General features: G+C 70.5%; 20 protein-coding genes. 10 read left to right on the top strand and 10 right to left on the bottom strand.

All coding sequences use genetic code 11. The annotated features are described in order from the left end of the window. Window positions 1-23: 23 nt before the first annotated feature. The 3 genes from PHA84_RS14125 to pdhA are packed head-to-tail and all read right to left on the bottom strand — an operon-like array spanning window position 24 to window position 3,745. A complete protein-coding gene (locus PHA84_RS14125) occupies window positions 24-1,550 on the bottom strand; it encodes a dihydrolipoamide acetyltransferase family protein (RefSeq protein ID WP_270888763.1) in 1,527 nt (508 codons plus the stop codon). Between the two features lie 19 nt (window positions 1,551-1,569). Further along, on the bottom strand, window positions 1,570-2,544 hold the full coding sequence (locus PHA84_RS14120) for an alpha-ketoacid dehydrogenase subunit beta (protein ID WP_270888762.1): 975 nt from the start codon (window positions 2,542-2,544) through the stop codon (window positions 1,570-1,572). Between the two features lies 1 nt (window position 2,545). Beyond that, the gene (gene pdhA, locus PHA84_RS14115) at window positions 2,546-3,745 is read right to left on the bottom strand and encodes a pyruvate dehydrogenase (acetyl-transferring) E1 component subunit alpha (RefSeq protein WP_442952895.1); all 1,200 of its coding nucleotides are present in this window, start codon (window positions 3,743-3,745) and stop codon (window positions 2,546-2,548) included. Between the two features lie 274 nt (window positions 3,746-4,019). On the opposite strand from pdhA, the gene PHA84_RS14110 reads away from it, so the two are divergent. Continuing rightward, window positions 4,020-4,424: a hypothetical protein gene (locus PHA84_RS14110; RefSeq protein WP_270888761.1), complete on the top strand. Its 405-nt coding sequence runs from the start codon at window positions 4,020-4,022 to the stop codon at window positions 4,422-4,424. Between the two features lie 109 nt (window positions 4,425-4,533). Here PHA84_RS14110 and mgrA read toward each other — a convergent pair whose 3' ends face one another. From mgrA to PHA84_RS14095, 3 genes are all read right to left on the bottom strand, one after another. Next, window positions 4,534-5,580 carry an L-glyceraldehyde 3-phosphate reductase gene (gene mgrA, locus PHA84_RS14105; RefSeq protein WP_270888760.1) on the bottom strand — a complete coding sequence of 349 codons (1,047 nt, stop codon included), beginning with the start codon at window positions 5,578-5,580 and terminating at the stop codon, window positions 4,534-4,536. An 80-nt stretch (window positions 5,581-5,660) separates the two neighbouring features. Beyond that, complete coding sequence (gene hisC / locus PHA84_RS14100; RefSeq protein ID WP_270888759.1) at window positions 5,661-6,746, bottom strand: histidinol-phosphate transaminase; 1,086 nt, start codon at window positions 6,744-6,746, stop codon at window positions 5,661-5,663. Window positions 6,747-6,862: 116 nt separating this feature from the next. Beyond that, window positions 6,863-7,243 carry a phage holin family protein gene (locus PHA84_RS14095; protein ID WP_270888758.1) on the bottom strand — a complete coding sequence of 127 codons (381 nt, stop codon included), beginning with the start codon at window positions 7,241-7,243 and terminating at the stop codon, window positions 6,863-6,865. 306 nt (window positions 7,244-7,549) lie between these two features. Here PHA84_RS14095 and PHA84_RS14090 point away from each other — a divergent pair, with 306 nt between their 5' ends. Next, window positions 7,550-8,545, top strand: a complete 996-nt coding sequence (locus PHA84_RS14090; protein WP_270888757.1) for a type IV toxin-antitoxin system AbiEi family antitoxin domain-containing protein — start codon at window positions 7,550-7,552, stop codon at window positions 8,543-8,545. A gap of 69 nt (window positions 8,546-8,614) precedes the next feature. Here PHA84_RS14090 and paaN read toward each other — a convergent pair whose 3' ends face one another. Continuing rightward, a complete protein-coding gene (gene paaN, locus PHA84_RS14085) occupies window positions 8,615-10,357 on the bottom strand; it encodes a phenylacetic acid degradation protein PaaN (protein WP_270888756.1) in 1,743 nt (580 codons plus the stop codon). Between the two features lie 40 nt (window positions 10,358-10,397). Between paaN and paaI the strand changes: the two genes are divergently transcribed. The 6 genes from paaI to PHA84_RS14055 all read left to right on the top strand — a co-directional run bounded on the left by paaI (window position 10,398) and on the right by PHA84_RS14055 (window position 15,612). After that, window positions 10,398-10,817 carry a hydroxyphenylacetyl-CoA thioesterase PaaI gene (paaI, locus tag PHA84_RS14080; RefSeq protein WP_270888755.1) on the top strand — a complete coding sequence of 140 codons (420 nt, stop codon included), beginning with the start codon at window positions 10,398-10,400 and terminating at the stop codon, window positions 10,815-10,817. 18 nt (window positions 10,818-10,835) lie between these two features. Continuing rightward, a complete protein-coding gene (gene galE, locus PHA84_RS14075; protein ID WP_270888754.1) occupies window positions 10,836-11,852 on the top strand; it encodes a UDP-glucose 4-epimerase GalE in 1,017 nt (338 codons plus the stop codon). A 96-nt stretch (window positions 11,853-11,948) separates the two neighbouring features. Beyond that, on the top strand, window positions 11,949-12,482 hold the full coding sequence (locus tag PHA84_RS14070) for a low molecular weight protein-tyrosine-phosphatase (RefSeq protein WP_270888753.1): 534 nt from the start codon (window positions 11,949-11,951) through the stop codon (window positions 12,480-12,482). A gap of 37 nt (window positions 12,483-12,519) precedes the next feature. Next, window positions 12,520-12,927: a tetratricopeptide repeat protein gene (locus tag PHA84_RS14065; protein ID WP_270888752.1), complete on the top strand. Its 408-nt coding sequence runs from the start codon at window positions 12,520-12,522 to the stop codon at window positions 12,925-12,927. Window positions 12,928-13,005: 78 nt separating this feature from the next. Continuing rightward, window positions 13,006-14,541, top strand: a complete 1,536-nt coding sequence (locus PHA84_RS14060; RefSeq protein WP_270888751.1) for an LLM class flavin-dependent oxidoreductase — start codon at window positions 13,006-13,008, stop codon at window positions 14,539-14,541. A gap of 264 nt (window positions 14,542-14,805) precedes the next feature. Further along, window positions 14,806-15,612: a VOC family protein gene (locus tag PHA84_RS14055; RefSeq protein WP_270888750.1), complete on the top strand. Its 807-nt coding sequence runs from the start codon at window positions 14,806-14,808 to the stop codon at window positions 15,610-15,612. Between the two features lie 52 nt (window positions 15,613-15,664). Here PHA84_RS14055 and PHA84_RS14050 read toward each other — a convergent pair whose 3' ends face one another. Beyond that, window positions 15,665-16,696: an aldo/keto reductase gene (locus PHA84_RS14050; protein WP_270888749.1), complete on the bottom strand. Its 1,032-nt coding sequence runs from the start codon at window positions 16,694-16,696 to the stop codon at window positions 15,665-15,667. A gap of 184 nt (window positions 16,697-16,880) precedes the next feature. Here PHA84_RS14050 and purB point away from each other — a divergent pair, with 184 nt between their 5' ends. Both purB and PHA84_RS14040 read left to right on the top strand, forming a co-directional pair. Next, window positions 16,881-18,290: an adenylosuccinate lyase gene (gene purB / locus PHA84_RS14045; protein WP_270888748.1), complete on the top strand. Its 1,410-nt coding sequence runs from the start codon at window positions 16,881-16,883 to the stop codon at window positions 18,288-18,290. A 3-nt stretch (window positions 18,291-18,293) separates the two neighbouring features. Continuing rightward, on the top strand, window positions 18,294-18,707 hold the full coding sequence (locus PHA84_RS14040; RefSeq protein WP_270888747.1) for a YrdB family protein: 414 nt from the start codon (window positions 18,294-18,296) through the stop codon (window positions 18,705-18,707). Window positions 18,708-18,721: 14 nt separating this feature from the next. Here the strand turns inward: PHA84_RS14040 and PHA84_RS14035 are convergent, their stop codons facing one another. Both PHA84_RS14035 and PHA84_RS14030 read right to left on the bottom strand, forming a co-directional pair. After that, window positions 18,722-20,107, bottom strand: a complete 1,386-nt coding sequence (locus PHA84_RS14035) for an adenylate/guanylate cyclase domain-containing protein (RefSeq protein WP_270888746.1) — start codon at window positions 20,105-20,107, stop codon at window positions 18,722-18,724. Further along, entirely contained in the window at window positions 20,104-21,816 is a 1,713-nt protein-coding gene (locus PHA84_RS14030; RefSeq protein ID WP_270888745.1) for an FAD-dependent oxidoreductase, read from the bottom strand. Before PHA84_RS14030 ends, PHA84_RS14035 begins: the two co-directional genes overlap by 4 nt. Between the last annotated feature and the right edge of the window lie 138 nt (window positions 21,817-21,954).

Genomic DNA, 21,954 nt, shown 5'->3' with positions numbered 1-21,954 from the left:
GCGAGTCCCAGACGGAAGAGGGGTCAGCCCCAGACGAGACCGCGTGCGGGATCGGCCAGGATGGCTCCTACGTCGGCGATGAACCTGCTCCCGAGCTCACCGTCCACGAGCCGGTGGTCGAAGCTCAGGGCGAGCTGGGTGACCCAGCGGGGCTCGATCGTCTCGGCGCCGTCGGGAGCGGTGACGACCCACGGCTGGCGGCGGATCGCCCCGAACGCGAGGATCGCCGACTCTCCGGGGTTGATGATCGGGGTACCGGTGTCGACGCCGAAGACGCCGACGTTGGTGATCGTGATGGTGCCGCCCGACATGTCGGCAGGCTGGGTGCGCCCCTCCCGCGCCGTCGCCGTCAGGTCGCCGATCGCCTGCGCGAGCTGGAGCATCGAGAGCTGGTCGGCGTCCTTGATGTTGGGGACGATGAGGCCACGGGGCGTCGCCGCGGCGATGCCGAGGTTGACGTAGTGCTTGACCACAATCTCCTGGGCTGCCTCGTCCCAGGTCGCGTTGATCTCCGGGTTGCGACGGATCGCCACGGTCATCGCCTTCGCGAGGACCAGCAACGGCGTGACCTTGACTTCCTTGAACTCGCGGTCCTTCTTCAGCCGCTCGACGAGCGCCATCGTGGCGGTCGCGTCGATGGTGACCCACTCGGTGACGTGCGGCGCAGTGAAGGCGCTTCCCACCATCGCCTGCGCGGTCATCTTCCGGACGCCCTTGATGGGGACGCGCGTCTCACGTTCCCCGCGGGTGAACACCGGAGCCTGGTATGCCGCGCGGCCGGCGCCGGCGCCGGAAGTCGGCTGCGTCCCGGCCACCTCCGACCCGCGCGCACCCGAGCCGCTGGCGTGGGCCTCGACATCGGCGCGGGTGATGACGCCACCCTCGCCAGAGCCGGTGACCGCCTCGAGGTCGACGCCGAGGTCCTTGGCGTACTTGCGCACCGGTGGCTTGGCCAGCGCACGTGCCCCGCCCTGGCCCCCAACGACGGGCTGGGCGGCCGCCTCCTGGGTGGTGACGGGCGGGGCGGCCGCCTCCTGGGTGGTGACGGGCGCCGCACCGCCCCTGCGGGGGCGACGGACCGCTTCGGTCTGCTTCACGCCATACCCCACGAGGACGGCCGTGCGCCCGGTGGACGTGGTGCCGCCGATCTTGCCTTCTTCGATCTCCTCGTCGTGAGCGGCGGCGATCTCCGCGGCGAGCTTCGGGGCCGGGCTTCCCTCGATACCAGGTTCGACCGGCCCCTCGGCGGGCGCGTCCTGCACGGTGGCGGCGGCCCCTGTCGCGGCGCCTCCGGCGGTGTCGACGGCGATGATGGGCGTCCCGACCTCGACGGTCTGCCCCTCCTCCACGAGGAGGGCCGTCACCCTCCCGGCGAACGGTACGGGCAGCTCGACCAGCGACTTGGCGGTCTCGATCTCCACGACGATGTCGTTGACCTTCACCGTGTCCCCGACCTTGACGTTCCAGGTGACGATCTCGGCCTCCGTGAGACCCTCACCGGGGTCGGGAAGCTTGAACTCCTTGACAGACGCAGACTTTTCGGCAGACACAGGCGTTTCGCGTCCTCTCTCAGAAGGCGAGCGAGCGGTCGACGGCGTCGAGCACCCGGTCCAGGTCGGGCAGGAACTCCTCTTCCAGCTTGCTCGGCGGATACGGCAGGTTGTACCCGCCGACCCGGAGCACCGGCGCCTCAAGGTGGTAGAAGCATCGCTGCTGCAGCGCGGCGGCGATCTCGGCGCCCATCCCGAGGAAGGTGGAGGCCTCGTGCACGACCACGGTTCTGCCCGTCTTCTCCACCGACGACGCCACCGTGTCGAGGTCCAGCGGGCTGAGCGAGCGGAGGTCGATGACCTCCAGGTCCTTGCCCTCGCCGGCGGCCGCCTCGGCCGCCTGGAGGCACGTCTTGACCATCGGGCCATAGGCGACGAGCGTCGCGTCGGCACCCTCACGGACCACCTGTGCCTTGAGCAGCTCACGGGGCGCAGCGCTGACGTCGACCTCGCTCTTGTCCCAGTAGCGGCGCTTCGGCTCGTAGAACAGGACCGGGTCGTCGCTCTCGATCGCCTGCTGGATCATCCAGTAGGCGTCCTCCGCGTTGGAGCAGCAGACGACCTTCAGGCCGGCGGTGTGCGCGAAGTACGCCTCGTTGGACTCCGAGTGGTGCTCGACTGCGCCGATGCCTCCGCCGACGGGGATGCGGATCACCATGGGAAGCCTGACCTTGCCGAGCGAGCGTGCCCTCATCTTGGCCACCTGGCTGACGATGTGGTCGAACGCCGGGTAGATGAAGCCGTCGAACTGGATCTCGACCACGGGACGGTAGCCGCGCAGCGCCATACCGATCGCCGTGCCGACGATGCCGGCCTCCGCGAGCGGGGTGTCGATGACCCGGTCCTCGCCGAAGTCCTTCTGCAGGCCGTCCGTCACCCGGAAGACCCCGCCGAGCTTGCCGATGTCCTCACCCATGAGAACGACCTTGGGGTCGCGTTCCATGGCTGCGCGCAGACCGTTGTTGACCCCCTTGGCGATGGTCATGCTGGTCATCTCAGTGACCACCTTCCGTCGCGAATCCGGCATGGTACTCCGCGAACTCGCGACGCTCCGCCTCGACGACCGGGTGCGGCTCGACGTAGACATGGTCGAACATCGAGTCGCCCGTGGGGTCGGGCATCGTCAGGCAGCCTTCCCGCACCTGCGCGGCCAGCTCGTCGGCCTCGCCGTCGACCGCGTCGAAGAAGCCCTGGTCGGCCTTGGCCTGGTGGACGAGGCAGGACTTGAGGCGCTCGATCGGGTCCCGGTGCTTCCACACCTCGACCTCGGCCGACACGCGGTACTTGGTCGGGTCGTCGGACGTCGTGTGCGCGCCCATCCGGTAGGTGTAGGCCTCGATGAAGGTCGGGCCCTGGCCCGAGCGGGCGGCGTTGAGCGCCTGGGTGGCGACGGCGTACACCGCCAGCACGTCGTTGCCGTCGACCCGCACTCCGGGGAAGCCGAAGCCGCGCGCCCGCTGGTACAGGGGGATCCGGGTCTGGCGCTCGTTCGGCTCGGAGATGGCCCACTGGTTGTTCTGGCAGAAGAAGACCACGGGTGCGTTGTTGACGGCGGCGTAGACGAAGGCCTCGTTGACGTCGCCCTGGGCGCTCGCCCCGTCACCGAAGTAGGCGATCACCGCGGTGTCGCGGTCCGGGTCGCCCGTCCCCACCGCGCCGTCACGCTGGACCCCCATGGCGTACCCCGTCGCGTGCAGGGTCTGCGCGCCGATGACGATCGTGTAGAGGTGGAAGTTCTTCTCGTTGGGGTCCCAGCCGCCGTGGTTGACCCCGCGGAACAGGCCCAGAAGGTTGAGAGGGTTCACCCCGCGGCACCACGCCACGCCATGCTCCCGGTACGTGGGGAACGCGTAGTCCTGGGGGCGCAAAGCCCTGCCGGAACCCACCTGGGCGGCCTCCTGGCCGAGCAGCGAGGCCCAGATCCCGAGCTCACCCTGGCGCTGCAGGGCGGTGGCCTCTGCATCGACCCTCCGGATGAGGACCAGGTCGCGGTAGAAGCCGCGCAGGTCCTCGTCAGTGAGCCCGTCGAGGTAATGGTCGTACTCGGTGTTCTCCACCCGCTGGCCCTCGGGCGTGAGCAGCTGGACCATCTCCGGTCCGCCGTCACCCACCTCCGGCACCGGGGCGGTCAGCTCCGCCAGCACGTCGTCCTCGGCGGGACCGGTGCTGACACCGGCGACAGCGTTGTCGCTCACAGGCACTCCTTCTTCCGACCGCTCCACGGGTGGCGGGGCGTCCGGCTCGGGCCGCGGTCCCCGTGCGGGGTCTCCGCTGCTGGTTCTGCGGCAGGCTGGTTGCGCCGAGTGTGGCGGCGCTCACATGGTGGCCTTGCTGAGGCCAAAGATATCCGCCGCCCCCGAAATCTCAGAATCCGGACCCCGCCCGGGACGCAGCTCGCCTGGTGGCGCCGCCTGTGGCCTCGTGGACCTGCCTCTGGTTTTCCGCGTGCGCGGAAGGGCACCATGAGGTATGTCGCCGCGCCTGGCAGGAACCCTCGGCTTCTGCGTCCTGCTCGCTGCCTGTGGCAGCACGGGTTCCGGAGCGGGATCCGGCCCGTCCAGCGGGCCGGAGACGACCACCCACGCGCCAACGCCATCTACCACCGACGCGCCAACGCCGTCGACCACCGAGGCACCGACGACAGCCGGGCGCAGCATGACGGTCACCGGCACCGTCTCCGCAGGCGTCGAGTCGGGCTGCCTGGTGTTCGAGCCGAAGTCGGCCCCGGGGAAGGGGACGTGGGTGCTCGTCGGCAGGACGGGCGGCCTGGAGGCCGGCATGACGGTGACCATCAGGGGCGCACTCGCTCCAGGTGTCATGACCACGTGTCAGCAGGGCACCCCCTTCCGGGTGGAGGCAGTCGTCTCCCGGTGACGATGCGGTTGACCGCTCCCTGTCCACCCTCGCCGGTTGGTAACCCGCGTCGACCGGGCGTGCAGCACGTGCGGACGCAGGTGTCCCGTCGGCGGGGTCTACCGGGGCGTCACGTGAGCCGGGACTGCGTACGCCAGAGGTCGATCCCCGCCTCCACCGCGTCCCGGTCGATCTCCTCGAGCTCGGCGTCCGAGAACCGGAGGTTGGCCACCGCCGCGGCGGAGTCCTCCAGCTGTCCGACCGAGGAGGCCCCGATCAGCACGGAGGTGACCCGCTCGTCGCGCAGCACCCAGGCCAGCGCCATCTGCGCGAGCGACTGGCCGCGCTCGGAGGCGAGGTCGTTGAGCTTGCGGACGTGCGTGAGCGACTCCTGCGTCAGCAGGTCCGGCGACAGGGACTTGCCCTGGGACGCCCGCGAGCCCTCGGGGATCCCTCCAAGGTACTTGTTCGTCAGCATGCCCTGAGCCAGCGGCGAGAAGGCGATGCAGCCGACGCCGCGCTCGCCGAGGGTCTCCAGGAGGCCACCCTCCACCCAGCGGTTGAGCATCGAGTAGGACGGCTGGTGGATCAGCAGCGGCACCCCGAGGTCGTCGAGCACGTCCGCGGCACGCGCGGTGAGCTCTGGGCCATAGCTGGAGATCCCGGCATACAGCGCCTTGCCCTGCTTGACGATGGAGGCCAGTGCACCCATCGTCTCCTCCAGTGGGGTGTCCGGGTCGGGGCGGTGGCTGTAGAAGATGTCCACATAGTCCAAGCCGGTGCGGCGCAGGGTCTGGTCCAGGCTCGCCACCAGGTACTTGCGGGAGCCGCCGTCACCGTAAGGCCCCGGCCACATGTCCCAGCCGGCCTTGCTGCTGATGACGAGCTCGTCGCGGTACGGCCTGAAGTCAGCGGCGAGGTGCCGCCCGAAGTTCGTCTCGGCCGCGCCGTACGGGGGCCCGTAGTTGTTCGCCAGGTCGAAGTGCGTGATGCCGATGTCGAACGCGCGGCGCAGGATCGCTCGCTGGACGTCGAAGGGCTTGTCGTCGCCGAAGTTGTGCCACAGCCCCAGGCTGACCGCGGGCAGGCGCAGCCCGGACTGACCGACCTGGCGGTACGGCATCGGCCCGTAGCGGTCGGGGTGGGCAAGGTACGGAGGCATCCAGGTGTCGACCATGGCCCCAGTCTGCCCGGGGACGGCCGCGGGGGCATGGCAAGGGGAGTCAGTCGCGGACGCGCCGCGTGCTGGGACGCCGCCTACGTGGAGGACCGGAGGAACTCCCCGGCGACTCGGACGAGGACGTCGTTGGCCTCACGCTCCCCGATCGTGGCGCGTACGCCGTCGTTGCCGTACTGGCGCAACGTGAGCCCTGCCTGTTGCGCTGCTGCGGCGAAGTCGCCGGACCGGTGGCCGAGCGGGAACCACACGAAGTTCGCCTCGCTGTCCGGGACGGCCCAGCCCTGGCCCCGCAGGGCCCCGACCACCCTGGTGCGTTCCGCGACGAGTGCGTCGACCCGCTCCTTCAGCTCGTCGAAGGCCGCCAGGGACGCCACCGCTGCGGCCTGGGCGATGGAGCTGACGCCGAACGGCGTTGCCGTCTTGCGCAGCGCCGACGCCACGGGCGGGTGGGCCACCGCGTACCCGACCCGCAGGCCGGCCAGGCCGTAGGCCTTGGAGAACGTGCGCAGCACCATCACGTTGGGTCGCTGCCGGTACAGCTCCAGGCTGCGAGGAGCGTCGTCACCCGTGACGAACTCGACGTACGCCTCGTCGACCACGACGAGCACGCGGCTCGGCACCGCGTCGACGAACCGCTCGAGCTCGGTGTGCGTGACCATGGGGCCGGTGGGGTTGTTGGGCGTGCAGACGATGACGACCTTCGTCCGGTCGGTGATCGCGGCGCGCATGGCGTCCAGGCGGTGCCGGGCCCGCTCGTCGAGCCCGACCTGCACCGAGGTGGCTCCGGCGAGCGCCGTGACGATGGGGTACGCCTCGAAGGAGCGCCACGCGTAGACCACCTCGTCACCCGGGTCGCAGGTCGCGGTGATGACCTGGCCGAGGACGCCCACGGACCCGGTTCCCGTCGCGATGTGCTCCACCGGCACCTCCAGCGAGTCCGCCAGAGCCTGGGTCAGCTCGGTGACTGCCATGTCGGGGTACCGGTTGATCGTCGCCGCGGCCTCCTGGACGACCTTGAGGACGGACGGCAGTGGGGGGTAGGGGTTCTCGTTGGAGGACACCTTGTACGCCGTAACCCCGTCCTGCGCAGCGGCGGGCTTTCCCGGGATGTAGGAGGGCACCTGGTCGAGGGCTGCCCGCAGGCGGACATCACTGTCAGTCATGGCATCACTGTAGGCGGCGCCGAACCGGCCCCACTCGGCTCTCGTGTGCGCGGCGTTCGGCGATGGAGTGCGGCGGTGCCGCGCGACAGCTGCCTCGCGTGGGTAAGGGGGCCCGTCTACTCGTCGCGGTCCGGGATGACCCAGCCCAGGACCATCGAGACGATGGTGATGACCAGTGCGCCCAGCACGGCGTCCCAGAAGAAGTGCCTGATGGCGAACGACAGCCCCAGTGGGCTCGAGAGCCACTCGGTGAGCTGGAGCATGAACGCGTTCACGATGAAGGTGAAGAGGCCCAGCGTGAGGATGATGAACGGGAAGCTGAGGAACTTCGCCACCGGTTTCACGACCGCGTTCACGAGGCCGAAGACCAGGGCGACCAGGATGACCGTGGCGAACCTCGAGCCGAACTTCCCCGCACCGAAGGTGATGCCCGGGACCAGCCACGCCGCCACCCACAACGCCACGGCATTGACCGCGATCTTGATGAGGAAGCCCATGGCGCGATAGTGCCAGACGACGCGGCGCCATACCCGGCCGGACTCACTTTCCTGCACTCACCTTCCGGCTCACTGACCTGCCTGCACTCACCTTCGCGCGGCCGTCCCCTTCCGTCCCCTCCCGCCCCCGTCCCTCGACCAGACTCACGTTGTTGTGCGTGTCTCGTCCGCCGAAGGCCCGACACGCACAAGATCCCGAGTCTGGTCGGGCGAGGGAACCGAGGAAGTGAGGGCACAGGACCTGGCACGAGGCTCGCCAGTCCACAGGACGTCTCGTCGGCGCCCTGCAGGGACCAGATCAGCCTGATGCTCGGACGGGTGCATCCAGACCTGCTGCCGGACATCTTCACCCGACGCCAGGCGGTCGAGGCGGGCGTCAGCGACGTACGGCTGCGTACGTGGGTGCGTCGCGGCCTCGTCCGCCGGCTGCGCCACGGCACCTATGAGAGGGCGGAGCCCGTCGCGCCCGAGGCCCGCTCGGCACGCCACGTCAGCGAGGCTCGCGTAGCCCTCGACCGGTTCACCACGGGGTATGCCGCGAGCCACCTCACCGCGGCCGCCGCATACGGCCTGCCTCTGCCCATGGGGCCGGCGGGACCCGTCCACCTGACGACGATCCACTCCACGCAGCGCTCGCGCACTCCCCACGGCGCGGTGCTCCACCACTGCGACTCCGTCGAGCCCGAGCTGGACCTCGCCGACGGGCTTGTCGTCACGAGCACAGCGTGGACCGTCGCCGACTGCCTACGCAGCTTCGGGCCTCGGGTCTCCGTACCGATCGCGGATGCCGCGCTCCACCGGGGTCTCACGGCTCCGCAGGACGTGCGGGCCGTCTTGGAGTCACAGCGTCGCTGGCGCGGTAAGCCGCGGGCTCGTGCGTCGCTGATGCTGGTCGACGGCCGACGGGAGTCCTGGCTCGAGTCCTGGGGGTCCGTCCGCTTCCACGAGTGGGGAGTCAACCTGCCGGAGCCACAGGTCGTCATCGAGGATCTCGGCGGGCTGTTCCTGGGTCGCGTCGACGGAGGGTGGAAGGACGATGCCACGGTGCTCGAGCTCGACGGTCGCGCGAAGTACCAGGACGACGATGGTGAAGGGATCGGTTCGACCTTCTGGAGAGAGAAGTCGCGTCACAACGACCTGACCAACGTGGGGCTGACGGTGGTCCGCTTCGAGCTGCGGGACTTGCTCGAGCGCCCGCGGTCCGTCCAGCACGCCGTCTGGTCTGCGCGCAGAGCCGGCGACGCTTCCCGGTTCACGGGCCTTTGGCGCTCCACCCCCTCGACCGGACTCACCTTTTTATGAGTGTCGAGCCGCTTGCGACCTCGACACTCACAAATTCGTGAGTCCGGTGGGGGAAGGGCGGCGGGGAAGTCAGACGTGGCGGCGTGAGGTGACGACCCGGAACCGGTTCGCCACGAAGGCCGTGTCGACGTATGCCGCGTTGGCGGCCGGGTTCGCGCCCGTGCCGTGCAGGTCCGAGAAGGCCGCGGTCTGGTTCACGAAGACGGCACCGGTGAGGTTCTCCGAGAGTGCGACGCCGGCGTCGGCAGCCGCCTCCCGGGCGTCGTCGAGGACCTGTTCGTCGGTGGAGTACACCGCTGCCGTCATGGCACCGTGTTCCCGCACGGTGTCTCGGAACTGCGCCAGCGACTGCTCCGTGCCCGCGGTCCCGATGAGGAAGCTGACCGGCCCGAAGCACTCCTGGGTGTAGACGTCCTCGCGGCTGACGTCGAGGCTGACCAGCCCGGGCGCCCTGACGACCGCCTCGGGGAAGGTCGGGTGAACGACCGCGCGGGAGTCGAGCACCACCTCGCCGCCGGCCTCCCGAGCCAGCGCGGCGAGCCCCTCGGCGTTCGCCCGGACCCCGTCGTTGACCGTGGCGCCGAGCAGCTCCACAGCCCGGGCGTCGTCGCCGGTGAGCTTCCCGACCGCGGCCGCCAGCTTGGCTCCGAACTCCTGGAACGACAGCATGCCCTCGTCGGTCCGGATGCCCTCGCGCGGCACGTAGATGTTCTGCGGGGTGGTGCACATCTGACCCGAGTACAGCGCCAGGGAGAACGCGAGGTTCCCGAGCACGCCCCGCAGGTTGTCCGTCGAGTCGACCACGACGGTGTTCACCCCCGCCTTCTCCGTATAGACCTGCTTGCCGGCTCCCGCGGCGGTCTGTTCGAGCCAGGTCCCGAACCCCGGACCTCCGGTGTAGTCGATGATGCGCACCTCGTCCCGCTGCGCGAGCACCTTGGCCAGGCCTTCGCCTTCCGCCTCGGGCGCCAGCTGCAGCAGGTCCGGGCTGAATCCCGCTCCGGCGAGCACCTCGCGACCCACCGCCACGGAGATCGCCAGGGGCAGGATCGCCCGGGGGTGCGGCTTCACGATGACGGGGTTCCCGGTGACGAGGGAGGCGAAGAGCCCGGGGTACCCGTTCCAGGTGGGGAAGGTGTTGCAGCCGATGACCAGCGCGACGCCACGGGGCACGACGCGGTAGTCCTTCTGCAGGCGGATGGGGGCAGGGTTGCCCTGCTTGTCTCGGCCTGGCTTCTCCCACACCACCGAGGCGGGGATGCGCTCCTGCTCGGCCAGCCCGGCGGCGACGGCCTCCAGAGCCCGGTCCTGGGCGTGTGGTCCGGCGGCCTGGAAGGCCATGACGAACGGCTGGCCCGTGGTGTGCATGACGGAGTGCCCGATCTCGAACGACCGCGTGTTGATGGCATCGATGATCTCGACGCAGACCGCCGCCCGCGTCCGTGCTCCGGCGTCCCGCCACCGCGGCAGGGCGGCCTGGGCCACCTCGATCGCACGGTCGACCTCCAGGTGGGGGTAGGTGACGCCCAGGGCCGGCCCGTACGGCGAGACCTCCTCGCCGACCCAGCCACCGTCGGTCGCCACCTCCCCCAGTGCGCCGAAGGCCTTGTCCAACAAGGCCTCGTATGCCGCCTGGCCCTGTTCGGCGGCCCCCGCGCCGTACACCCGAGGTGACGGCGACTCGGGGTAGCGCGAGAAGTAGGAACGTCCCGCGAGGGCGGCGGTGGCCTCCTGCAGCACCCCGGCATGCCGGTCGACGAGAGGGTGGCTCTGGGGCTGCTGGGACTGGGTGGGCGCCGTTGCCGTGGTCATGCCAGCCATCGTAGGCGCCGCTCGGACTACGTTGGCCGGCATGGACGAGGACCTCAGCCATGTGCGCAGGATGTGGGCCGACGACCGAGCGTCACGCGAGCTGGGGATGCGGGCCGTGACCATCGAGACCGACCACGCGGTCGTCACGATGCGGGTCACCGACTCCATGGTCAAAGGCCACGACATCGCGCACGGCGGTTTCATCTTCACCCTGGCCGACTCCACCTTCGCGCTCGTCTGCAACAGCCGGGGAGCGCTGACGGTGGCGGCAGGCGCGGACATCACCTTCGTCGCCGCCGCCCGGCGTGGCGACGTGCTGGTCGCCGAGGGCATACAGCGAGCGGCTTACGGCCGCAGCGGTCTCACGGATGTCACGGTCATCCGCGAGTCCGACGGGGCGCTCGTCGCGGAGTTCCGCGGCAGGTCCCGAAGCCTGTCCTCCGGGGCAGCGCGAGCCTGACCAGCATACGGTTGTCCCATGCGCGTCTTGGTCACCGGCGGTGCCGGCTACATCGGGTCCCACACCGTCGTCCAGCTTGCCGCCGCAGGGCACGATGTCGTGGTCGTCGACAGCTTCGCCAACGCCAAGCCCACGGTCGTGCCACGGCTCGAGGCACTGGTCGGCAAGCCGCTGGAGGTCCATGCGTTCGACCTCACCGACCGCGACAAGACGGAGTCGCTCTTCGCCGAACGGCAGTTCGACGCGGTGATCCACTTCGCCGGTCTCAAGGCGGTGGGCGAGAGCGTGACGGTGCCGCTGGAGTACTACCAGAACAACCTCGACTCCACGTTCGCGCTCGTGCGGGCCATGCAGCGGCACGGCTGCTTCAAGCTCGTGTTCTCCTCCTCCGCCACCGTCTACGGAGACAAGGCGCCGGTGCCCATGAAGGAGGAGTTCCCCACTTCCGCCACGAACCCGTACGGCTGGACCAAGGTGATGATCGAGCAGGTGCTGCGCGACGTCGCTACGACCGACGAGCGGTGGAGGATCGCGCTGCTGCGCTACTTCAACCCGGTGGGGGCCCACGCCTCGGGCACCATCGGGGAGGATCCGCAGGGAATCCCCAACAACCTCATGCCCTTCATCGCGCAGGTGGCGGTCGGCAAGCTGGACAAGCTGCGCGTCTTCGGCAACGACTACCCCACCCCCGACGGCACAGCGCTGCGGGACTACATCCACGTGGAGGACCTCGCGGCGGGTCACCTGGCGGCGCTGAACAAGCTGGGGACGAGCGAGGACCGGGTCTCCACCTGGAACCTGGGGACCGGGCACGGCACCAGCGTGCTGGAGGTGCTGAAGGCCTTCGAGAAGGCCTGTGGCCACGACCTGCCGTACGAGATCGTCGGACGGCGGGCCGGCGACATCGCCGCGTCGTACGCCGACCCCTCGCGCGCCGAGGCCGAGCTGGGCTGGAAGGCGACCCGGACGATCGAGGACATGTGCGCGGACCAGTGGCACTGGCAGCGCGAGAACCCGCTCGGCTATCCGGACTGACGCCCAGGGCGGCCGGCGTGGCCGCCGGCCCTGCCACCACCTGAGGCGACCGCACCCGTGCGAGCGGCGAACGCAGCGCTTGGGTTGAATGGGGTCATGACAGCACCCTCCCCCTACCGCGTCACCGTCGTCTGCACCGGCAACATCTGTCGCTCGCCGATGGCTGAGTTCCTGCTGCGGCAGCGGTTCGACGAGGCAGGGCTCGGCGAGGAGGTCGCCATCGACTCTGCCGGCACGCACTCGTATGAGGTCGGCAACCCGGCGGACCCCCGGACCCTGGCGGTCCTGGCCCGCAACGGCCATACCGACTGGGGTGGCGCAGAGCACGTGGCGCGCAAGTTCGAGCGGGCCTGGCTCGACGACGTGGACCTCGTGCTGGTGGCCGACTCGGGACACCTCAGCGAGCTCCTGCCCCTGTGCCGCACGGCCGGGCACCGTGCGAAGCTGCGGATGTTCCGGTCTTTCGACCCAGAGGCCGAACGCGCCGGAACGCTCGACATGGACGACCCCTGGTACGGCGACGACTCGTCCTTCGAACAGACGTATGCCGAGATCCTCGCCGCCGCCGACGGCGTGGTCGAGTTCGTCCGCGGCGAGCTCAAGACCCGTCATGCACAGGAAGCTGAATAGGTAGGAATAGGTGGGTCGGGACCGCGGTTGAGGCGACATGACGACGATGGCCAGCCCCTTCCCGCTGCGGCTCTCGTGGGCCCGGAGCCTTTTCGACCGCGGCGAGTACGCCGGCGCCGCAACGGCGCTCGCGCAGCTCGTCGCAGAGGTGGAGTCGCAGGCCCAGGGAACCGCCGATGGTCCCCTGCACGGCACGACGGACCTGCGTGTCCTGCTGGCCCGGGCCTACTTCGGCTCGGCGCAGCTGGGGCGGGCCGAGGTGGTGCTGCGTGAGCTCGTGGAAGCTGCACCGGACGACGGCTACCTCCACCTGCTGCTCGGCCGGACCCTCCAGCGACAGGGCAGGCACGCCGATGCCCGGCGTCACCTCGCGCTCGCCGAGGTGCTTGGCGACTACGCCCGGCCCGCGGCGTACGGTGAGGCCCGGACCAGCGACGACCGCTGAGGAGCTGCCATACCCGACTACGGCCACGACCTCCGGTTCGGGATCTTCCCCAGCCCGGACGCCGCCGGTGCGCAGCTCGTGCTCGAGCTCAGCGAGGCGGCGGACGTCGCGGGGCTGGACCTGGTGACGATCCAGGACCACCCCTACCAGGCGAGACACCTGGACGCCTGGACGCTGCTGTCCGTCATCGCGGCCCGGACCACGTCCATCAGCGTGGCACCCAATGTCGCGAACCTTCCCCTGCGGCCACCCGTGGTGCTGGCTCGCAGCGTGGCCACCCTCGACCTGCTCAGCGGCGGGCGCGCCGAGCTCGGCCTCGGCACGGGCGCGTTCTGGGATGCCATCGTGGCCGCGGGCGGCCCACGTCGCACGCCCGGGCAGTCCGTTGGCGCGCTCGAGGAGGCCATCGCGGTGATCCGCGCGGTGTGGTCCGGGAGGGGCTCCGTGCGGGTCGACGGAGAGCACTACCGCGTCACGGGACTGCACCCAGGGCCGGCTCCCGCCCACGACGTGGAGCTCTGGCTGGGCGCCTACAAGCCGCGGATGCTGCGAGTGACCGGCCGGCTCGCGGACGGCTGGCTCCCAAGCCAGGGGTACGCCGACCCGCCCGCCCTGCGGAAGCTGAACGCGACCATCGACCAAGCCGCCGTGGCGGCGGGGCGCGCCCCTGCCGCGGTACGGCGCCTCTACAACATCAACGGCACGTACGGCTCCGGCCCCGGCTTCCTGCGTGGAGGGCCGCGCGACTGGGCGCAGCAGCTGGCCGAGCTGACCCTCGACGAAGGCATGAGCACCTACATCGTCGGCGTCTCGACGGTCGCGGAGGTGGAGCGCTTCGCCGGCGAGGTCGCTCCTGCCACCCGCGAGCTGGTCGACGCCGAGCGGGAGCGCCGAGCCAGCCGGCCCTCCACGGATGACGGCGCCGAACCCCTCCGTGATGCCGGCGGGCGCAGTGACCCCGGCCGGCGGCAGGTGGCGGTGGAGACAGCGTCGGGGTGGGAGCCGCGCTCCAGCGCCCGGCCCCTCGTCGTGCGGCCGACCCCTGACGACGGCAACCGGTTTACGGGAACCCTCAGCTGGGACGAGGACAGTCGTCCCACCCTCTCGCGCGACCCGCAGTCCCGCTACACAGCCGAGCAGCAGGCCTCTGCTCAGCATCTCGTAGACATCCACGACGGTCTGCGCGGCGAGCTGGCCCGGCTGAGGGACATCGTGGAGCAGGTGCATGACGGCGCGGTGGAGGCCAACCGCGCGCGGAACCTCATCAACCAGCTCACGATGCGGCAGAACCACTGGACCTTGGGCGCCTACTGCGCGCAGTACTGCCGCATCGTCACGGGCCACCACACCTTGGAGGACCGTTCGGTCTTTCCCCACCTGCGCCGCAAGGAGCCGGCTCTCACGAGAGTCCTCGACCGGCTGCAGCACGAGCACGAGATCATCCACGACGTGCTCGAGCAGGTCGACCGCGCGCTCGTCAGCATGGTGTCGGAAGGCGGTGACACGACACCGCTGGACCGGGCGGTCGACCTCCTCACGGACACGCTGCTGTCGCATCTGGCGTACGAGGAGCGCGAGCTGATCGAGCCGCTGGCCCGTCACGGCCTGGGCTGAGGGCCAGGACGCCATTCAGGTCTTCTATGGCGGGCTGGGCAGGCCCCCGCGCCATGGGAGACGCTGTACGCAGGCAGTCCGGCGGTTCGCTCGCGCCCCCCCGTGCGTTCGGCTCGCCGGACTGCTCGTCCCGGCCCAGGACAGGGAGGAGGTCAGTCGAACCGCCTTGACACCACCTCGTCCCCTTGGTGGCTGTCAGACCCCTGTGGTTGGTTGGTCGTCAGCGGGCACAGGCCCGTAGACGTACTGACCAGGAGGTACCAGATGCCCACGCGTGACGAGCCATGGCCGGCGGGGACCCCGAGCTGGGTCGACCTGATGGTCGACGACGTTCAGCAGGCCCGGGAGTTCTACGAGGCGCTGTTCGGCTGGGAGTTCCAGCAGGGGGCACCGGAGAGCGGCGGCTATCTCACGGCCACCAAGGACGGCGGTGCCGCCGCCGGCCTCGGTGCGAAGCCTGAGGGGCAGGGCGACGTGCCGACCATGTGGACGACCTACCTGGAGTCGCAGGACGCAGAGGCCACCACGAGTGCGGTCACGGCCGCGGGCGGCCAGGTCGTCGTCCCGGTCATGGATGTCATGGGCCTGGGTCGGATGGCCGTCGCCACCGATCCGACCGGCGCGGTGTTCGGCATCTGGCAGTCCCAGACGATGACCGGCGCCGCGGTGGCGAACCAGGACGGCGCCTACTGCTGGAACGAGCTGCACACGCGCGACTACGAAGGGTCGAAGGAGTTCTACGCCGCCGTGTTCGGCTACCGGTACGACCAGATGGGGGATGGGGAGAGCTTCGCGTACTCGACGTTCACCGCGCCGGGGCAGCAGGCGAGCTGCGGGGGCATCAACGACGACACCAAGATGCCGGGCGAGCACCCGCCCTACTGGCTGGTGTGGTTCCAGGCGGACGACGTGGACAGCTCCACGGCGCGGGCCACCGAGCTGGGCGGGAGCGTCATGATGGGCCCCGACGACACCCCGTTCGGCCGGATGACGATCGTGCGAGCGCCCCAGGGCGAGGTGTTCGGCCTGATCGACCCGACCAGCACGACCCCGGCTCCGACCCCGGGCTGAGCGACCGGCGCTCGAAGGCCCACCGCGCCAGACCCGGTTCGGTTCGCCAGGATCAGCCCTCCTGGATGAGGGCCCGGTGGGGCTGCCTGACGCCAGCCGGGCCGTACGGGTAGTCGGGCACAGGCGGGGCGCTGACCTCGCTGAGACGGTCCAGGTGTTCCGGCGCCAGCTCGAGGTCGGCGGCCGCGAGGTTGTCCCGGAGCTGGTCCACAGTTCGCGCGCCAAGGATCACCGACGTCACGGCAGGCTGAGCGGCGACCCACGCCAGAGCGACCTGAGCGGAAGTGACTCCCTCGTCTCGGGCGACGTCCGCGACTTCCTCGATGACCTGCCACGTGCGCTCCTCGGCGTTCCGAGGGCCCCACGCCTCCATACCGCGGTTGGGGTCCTCTCCCAGGCGCGAGGCGCCGCTCGGCGTCTGGTCCCGCTGGTACTTCCCGCTGAGCCAGCCACCGGCGAGCGGGGACCACGGAAGCAGGCCGACTCCCGCATCGAGGCAGGCGGGGACCACCTCGTGCTCGATGTCGCGGACGAGCAGGTTGTACTGGGGCTGGAGGGTGACCGGTCGGCTCCAGTGATGTGCCTTGGCGGTCTCGGCCGCCTTGACGAGCTGCCAGCCGAGATAGTTGGAGAAGCCGTAGTACGAGATCTTCCCCGAGCTCACCGCGTCATCGAGGAACCGCAACGTCTCCTCGATCGGAGTCAGCCCGTCCCAGGCGTGCATCTGGTAGAGGTCGAGGTGCTCCACTCCGAGGCGTCGCAGCGAGTCCTCGAGGGCCATCCGCAGATGCCGGCGGGACAGCCCGAGGTCGTTGGGCCCCGTGCCCATCGGGAACCTTCCCTTGGTCGTGATGACCAGCTGCCGTGCATCCTCGGGATGGGAACGCAGCCACCGCCCGATGATCTCCTCCGACGTCCCCTTGCTGTAGACGTCCGCCGTGTCCACGAACGTGCCGCCCGCTGCGACATACTCCTCGAGGATCCGCCCGGAGGTCTCCTCATCGGCCTCCGCACCGAAAGTCATGGTTCCGAGACACTGCGTGGAGACGACAGTCCCGCTGGGTCCGAGGGTGGTGTATCGCATGACTGCCACCGTAGGTCCTGCCCCATCGCACCGCTCGCTCACCGACCGGTGCTCCACCGCGACGCTCCCTCACCGACCGCTCCACGTCCCGCCGGCTCACCGGCCACGCACCTGTTGGTCGCCGCGTACCGGAGGGACGACCTGCCGTCCAGAGCTGCATCGACGCTCTGGGAGACTGTGCGACATGGCCTCGCTTGCTGACGCGACCCCTCCCATCGCCCTGGGGGCACTCGACGGTCGCTACCGGGGCGCCGTGGCTCCTCTGGTGGACCACCTCTCCGAGCCGGCCCTCAACCGCGAGCGGCTGCGGGTCGAGGTGGAGTGGCTCCTCTTCCTGACCTCACGCCACGTCGTGCCGGGGGTCCGGACGCTGACCGAGGAGGAGCAGCGTCGGCTGCGCCAGGTGGTGGACGACTTCGGCGCCCAGGAGATCGCCGAGCTGGCCGAGATCGAGCGCGAGACCCAGCACGACGTCAAGGCCGTGGAGTACTTCCTGAAGCGTCGGCTGGGCACTATCGCGCCGGCCGAACACGACCGCGGCCTGGCCGAGCTGATCCACTTCTGCTGCACCAGCGAGGACGTCAACAACCTCTCTTACGCGCTCATGGTCAAGGGCGCCGTCAGCCAGGTGTGGCTCCCGCGGGCCTCCGCGCTCAGGGACATGGTCGCCACGATGGCTTCGGACCTTCGCGACGTACCGCTCCTCGCGCACACCCACGGCCAGCCCGCGACGCCGACGACCATGGGCAAGGAGCTGGCGGTGCTCGCCCATCGCCTCGGACGTCAGCTGCGCCGGATCGGCAGCGCCGAGTACCTCGGCAAGCTCAACGGCGCGACCGGGACCTTCGGGGCCCATCTGGCGGCTGTGCCCGAGGCCGACTGGCCGACCCTGAGCCGTCAGTTCGTGGAGTCGCTCGGCCTCCAGTGGAACCCGCTCACCACGCAGATCGAGTCGCACGACTGGCAGGCCGAGCTGTATGCCGACGTGGCCCGGTTCAACCGGGTGCTGCACAACCTCTGCACCGACGTGTGGACGTACATCTCACTCGGGTACTTCGCGCAGGTCAGGGGCCAGGGGACCGTCGGATCCTCGACGATGCCGCACAAGGTCAACCCGATCCGGTTCGAGAATGCCGAGGCGAACCTCGAGGTGAGCAACGCCCTCTTCGACGTCCTGGGCGCCACGCTCGTCACCAGCCGCCTCCAGCGTGACCTGACCGACTCCTCGATGCAGCGCAACATCGGCACTGCGTTCGGCCACTCCCTGCTCGCCATCGACAACGCGGATCGGGGTCTGGCCGGGTTGGACGCCGTCCCGGAGGCGATGGCAGCCGACCTCGACGCCAACTGGGAGGTCCTCGGCGAACCGGTGCAGTCGGCCATGCGCGCCCTCGGCGCCCAGGGGGTCGCCGGGATGGAGAACCCGTACGAACGGCTCAAGGAGCTCACCCGGGGTCGGCGCATCACCGGTGAGGACCTGCGCGGGTTCGTGGCCGGCCTCGGGCTCCCCGACGACGTGGCGAAGCGGCTCTGCGAGCTCACCCCGCAGACCTACGTCGGAGTCGCTCCACGGCTCGTCGACTACCTCGGCTGACGCATGGCCCCTGCCGCGGGATGGACGGTGCTGGCCCTCGTCTTCCTCGACGAGGTGCTCGCCGCGGTGTCCGCCGGGGTCTGGGGACACCACGCCGGTGGCCCGCTGCTCGCGGGTCTCCTGCTCGTCGTCGTCATCGCGGTGTGGTGGACGTTCGCCTCTCCGAAGGCTCCCGTGCGGGGCCGCGGGGTCCGACCGCTGACGAAGGTGCTCGTCTTCGGCGCCGCGTCCCTCGGCCTGTGGGCTGCCGGTCACCGCAGCTGGGGGGTCGCCCTGCTGGTGTTCTCTGCGGCGGTGAACGCCGCGGCGCAGCTGCCCTCGGTACGCGGGCTCGTCGCCGATGGCGGACCGGGGCCTGACGGCGCGCCCAAGCCCGATGGCTCACCGCACGCCGCTGGACCGCCTGCAGTGCCCTGAGCGACAGCGGCCGCTCAGAGCGCCGTGAGGACGAAGGCCTCCACGGGCTCGGCCTTGCCTTTCAGCTCGAACGTGCCGAGTGGCTCGGTCCGGGCGTTCGGGAGGAGTCGGGCCGTGGCCGCACTCACCGCGACGCCGCCCACCGGCGCCTTGGCCTCGAGCCGTGACGCCACGTTCACCGCGTCCCCGATGACGGTATGGGTGCGCCCGCCTCCGACGCCGAGGACGCTCACCGACACCTCTCCCGTGTTGACGGCGGCCCGGAACCGCGGCCAGCCCGGATGCTGCGCGGCGACCACGGCAGTCGCCTCCTGCATCGCCAGCGCCGCTGCGGCGGCCCGGCGCGCGTGGTCGGGCTGGTCGCCGCGCCGGTTGAACGTCGCCATGATCGCGTCGCCGATGAGGCGGTCGATGTCGCCACCGTGCGCGCTGACCACCGGCGGGATGGCCACCCGGAAGTAGGCGTTGAGCATGGCGGTGACCTCCTGTGGCTCATGGGCCTCGGAGAAGGTGGTGAACCCCTGGAGGTCGGCGAACAGGATGCTCATCTCGCGCCGTCCGGACACCGTCTGCTCGAGGTACAGGCCTACGAACCGCTCCTCGTGCCACTGGCGCTGCGCTCCCCACGCCACCAGGGTGAAGGCGGCCAGCATCAGCACGTGCCACTCCCACCAGCTGAGGTGCCAGTTCGGGGCGAAGAGCAGAGCGACCATGGCCTCGGCGAGCAGCACGACCGCCGCCGCGACGGCCAGCGGCATGGTCCCGCGCCGGGTGCGCCACAGTGCCAGGTAGCGGTAGGCCGCCCACCCGTAGAGGGCGATCGCGACGAGCGCCATCGCGACGAGGGGCCCGGACGCCTTCTCGGGTGCCTGGTCACCGTGCAGCGGGGGTAGCTCGGCCAGCGAGGCGACGGCCCAGAGCACCATGAGAGCGACGAGGGCGGTGCGGACCCACCCGGCGACAGCGATCAGGCGTACGCCGCGCTCGCCCTCCAGGGGGATCGCGGACCAGGCCGCGAACACCGCTCCCAGTGCCACCCCAACCGGCGTCGCGAGGACGAATCCCGCGTTGGGGTGCCCCAGCAGCACTCCCGGAGTGGCCAGCGCATGGAGCCCGAGGAAACCGGCAGCAGACAGGAAAGTCAACGACACGAGGAACACCCGCGCGTCTGCCCGTCGGATGGAGGCGACCCCCGTCCCGTACGCCACCACCGCACTGAGAGCCGCGGCTCCCAGTACGAGCCAGAAGTGTGACGGGTGGTGCTCCCACCGCAGGTCGAGCGCGGGCCGGCGCAGGAGCAGAGCGAGCCCGGCCAGCGGCACGGCGGCGGCGAGGCCTCCGGTGACCAGCGTGCTTCGATCGCGGGAGCGTGGCGCCGCGGCTCGCGGACCGGAGCTCACCGCGGCACGCCGGAGCGTTCGGACCGCAGGTTCGCAAGGTACTGGTGCAGCTGCGAGACGACCACCGAACCCTCGCCAACGGCCGAGGCGACCCGCTTCACCGAGCCGTGCCGCACGTCCCCGACGGCGAACACGCCCGGCATCGTCGTCTCGTACGGCAACGGCAGCCGGCCGCCCGGCCACCGGGGTTCGTCCATGGCGTCGGTACCACACAGGACGAACCCTTGGGCGTCCCGGACGACCTGCTCGGGGAGCCAGGACGTACGCGGGTGCGCACCGATCATGACGAAGAGGCCCTCGGCCCGCACGGTCTGCTCCACGCCGGTTCCACGGTCGCGCACCACCACCGTGGCGAGCCATCCGTCGCCACCGCCGCCGACGATCTCGCTGGAGGTGTGCACCACGACGCCCGGGTTGGCATGGATCTCGTCGACGAGGTACTGGGACATGCCCTCTGACAGCGCTTGAGCCCGCACCACAAGGCGCACCTGCGAGGCGTACCTGGCCAGGTGCAGGACCGCCTGGCCGGCCGAGTTGCCGCCGCCGAGCACCACGACGTCCAGACCGGCCAGCCCCTGCGCTTCCGAGACGCTCGCGCCGTAGTACACGCCAGCGCCGCTGAGCGCCTCGAGCGAGGCGATGCCCAGCCGCCGGTAGGAGACCCCCGCGGCGAGCACCAGGCATCTCGCGTGGACCAGGCCCACCGTGTCCACCTGCACCGTGAAGCCCTCTGCTTCCTGACGCACCTCCTGCACCTCGCGCGTGAGCAGGAAGTGCGCCCCGAAGACCCAGGCCTGCTGGTACCCCCGCTGGGCCAGCTCGGACCCGCTGAGCCCCCGGGAGAACCCGAGATAGTTCCGGATGAGGGAGCTCGAGCCGGCCTGGCCGCCCAACGTCTCCCGCTCGACCACCAGCACCCGCAGGCCTTCCGAGCTGGCATAGACCGACGTCGCCAGGCCGGCCGGACCCGCGCCGACGACGACCACGTCGAAGTCACGCTCGTCGTCCAGAGTCGTCCGGATGCCCCATGCCTCGCACAGGTCGGCGTCCGTCGGGTCGACCAGCACAGAGCCGCCGATAGCCGGCATCCAGACCACCACCGGGCCGGTCAGCGCTTCGGGGGTCCGCACCCCCATCTCGGTCAGGGCTGTGACGGCGGCCGGGGTACCTCGCTCGAGGTAGGCGTGCGGGATGCCGTTGCGGGTGAGGAGGTTGCGGATGCCGTGCCCGCGCGGCTCGCGGCGCTCGGCGACCACCACCACCTCCCGCGTCGGGGAGACGACCGTGCGCGACCACTCGTGGACGAACTCCCCGACGCTGCGGCTGAACTGCTCGTCGACGTCGGACCACGGCTTCAGGAGGTAGTAGTTGATGTCCCCCACAGCCATGGCGCGCAGCACCGCCTCCGCCGTGGGCCGATCGGACCACGACCCCCACCGGACGAGGAGCGCGCGCCGCGCGTCGGGGTGCAGGGTGCGGACATGGCGCAGCAGCTCCGATCCCGAGAGACCCGCGAGCCACAGGTCCGCGACGACCACTGCGACCGGGTCTCCGCGTTGTGCACACGCCTCGAGCAGCTCCAGCGCGGCGGCGCTGGACTGTTCACCACGGACCCGGTAGTCCGCCCCGAACCGGCGCTGGAGGTGCGTCTCGATGCGGGACAGCGCATCCGGGTCGGCGTCGACGGCAAGGAGGAGAGGACGAGCCATCGCACCTCCGGCGCCTGGGGACCCTGCGGGCCTCTCACGCTAGGTCTGAGGCTGGGCGCGCGAATCACCCCGTTGACGTAGCCGGGCGGCCTCACTGGTCAGCCGGTGACCCTGCCGGTCGGGTGGCGAAACTGCGGG

It is taken from the genome of Pedococcus sp. 5OH_020, from assembly GCF_027812955.1.
Lineage (GTDB): Bacteria > Actinomycetota > Actinomycetes > Actinomycetales > Dermatophilaceae > Pedococcus.
Note: the sequence above shows the minus strand (reverse complement) of the source record. Positions and strands in the feature narration are given on the sequence as shown.

Coding starts and splice junctions, on each gene's coding strand:
- hisC (WP_270888759.1), bottom strand. CDS start 6,746: ATGACTGACAGTGATGTCCGCCTGCGGGCAGCCCTCGACCAGGTGCCC.
- paaN (WP_270888756.1), bottom strand. CDS start 10,357: ATGACCACGGCAACGGCGCCCACCCAGTCCCAGCAGCCCCAGAGCCAC.
- PHA84_RS14110 (WP_270888761.1), top strand. CDS start 4,020: ATGTCGCCGCGCCTGGCAGGAACCCTCGGCTTCTGCGTCCTGCTCGCT.
- PHA84_RS14050 (WP_270888749.1), bottom strand. CDS start 16,696: ATGCGATACACCACCCTCGGACCCAGCGGGACTGTCGTCTCCACGCAG.
- PHA84_RS14095 (WP_270888758.1), bottom strand. CDS start 7,243: ATGGGCTTCCTCATCAAGATCGCGGTCAATGCCGTGGCGTTGTGGGTG.
- PHA84_RS14055 (WP_270888750.1), top strand. CDS start 14,806: ATGCCCACGCGTGACGAGCCATGGCCGGCGGGGACCCCGAGCTGGGTC.
- mgrA (WP_270888760.1), bottom strand. CDS start 5,580: ATGGTCGACACCTGGATGCCTCCGTACCTTGCCCACCCCGACCGCTAC.
- purB (WP_270888748.1), top strand. CDS start 16,881: ATGGCCTCGCTTGCTGACGCGACCCCTCCCATCGCCCTGGGGGCACTC.
- paaI (WP_270888755.1), top strand. CDS start 10,398: ATGGACGAGGACCTCAGCCATGTGCGCAGGATGTGGGCCGACGACCGA.
- galE (WP_270888754.1), top strand. CDS start 10,836: ATGCGCGTCTTGGTCACCGGCGGTGCCGGCTACATCGGGTCCCACACC.
- PHA84_RS14070 (WP_270888753.1), top strand. CDS start 11,949: ATGACAGCACCCTCCCCCTACCGCGTCACCGTCGTCTGCACCGGCAAC.
- PHA84_RS14065 (WP_270888752.1), top strand. CDS start 12,520: ATGACGACGATGGCCAGCCCCTTCCCGCTGCGGCTCTCGTGGGCCCGG.
- PHA84_RS14040 (WP_270888747.1), top strand. CDS start 18,294: ATGGCCCCTGCCGCGGGATGGACGGTGCTGGCCCTCGTCTTCCTCGAC.
- PHA84_RS14030 (WP_270888745.1), bottom strand. CDS start 21,816: ATGGCTCGTCCTCTCCTCCTTGCCGTCGACGCCGACCCGGATGCGCTG.
- PHA84_RS14120 (WP_270888762.1), bottom strand. CDS start 2,544: ATGACCAGCATGACCATCGCCAAGGGGGTCAACAACGGTCTGCGCGCA.
- PHA84_RS14090 (WP_270888757.1), top strand. CDS start 7,550: ATGCTCGGACGGGTGCATCCAGACCTGCTGCCGGACATCTTCACCCGA.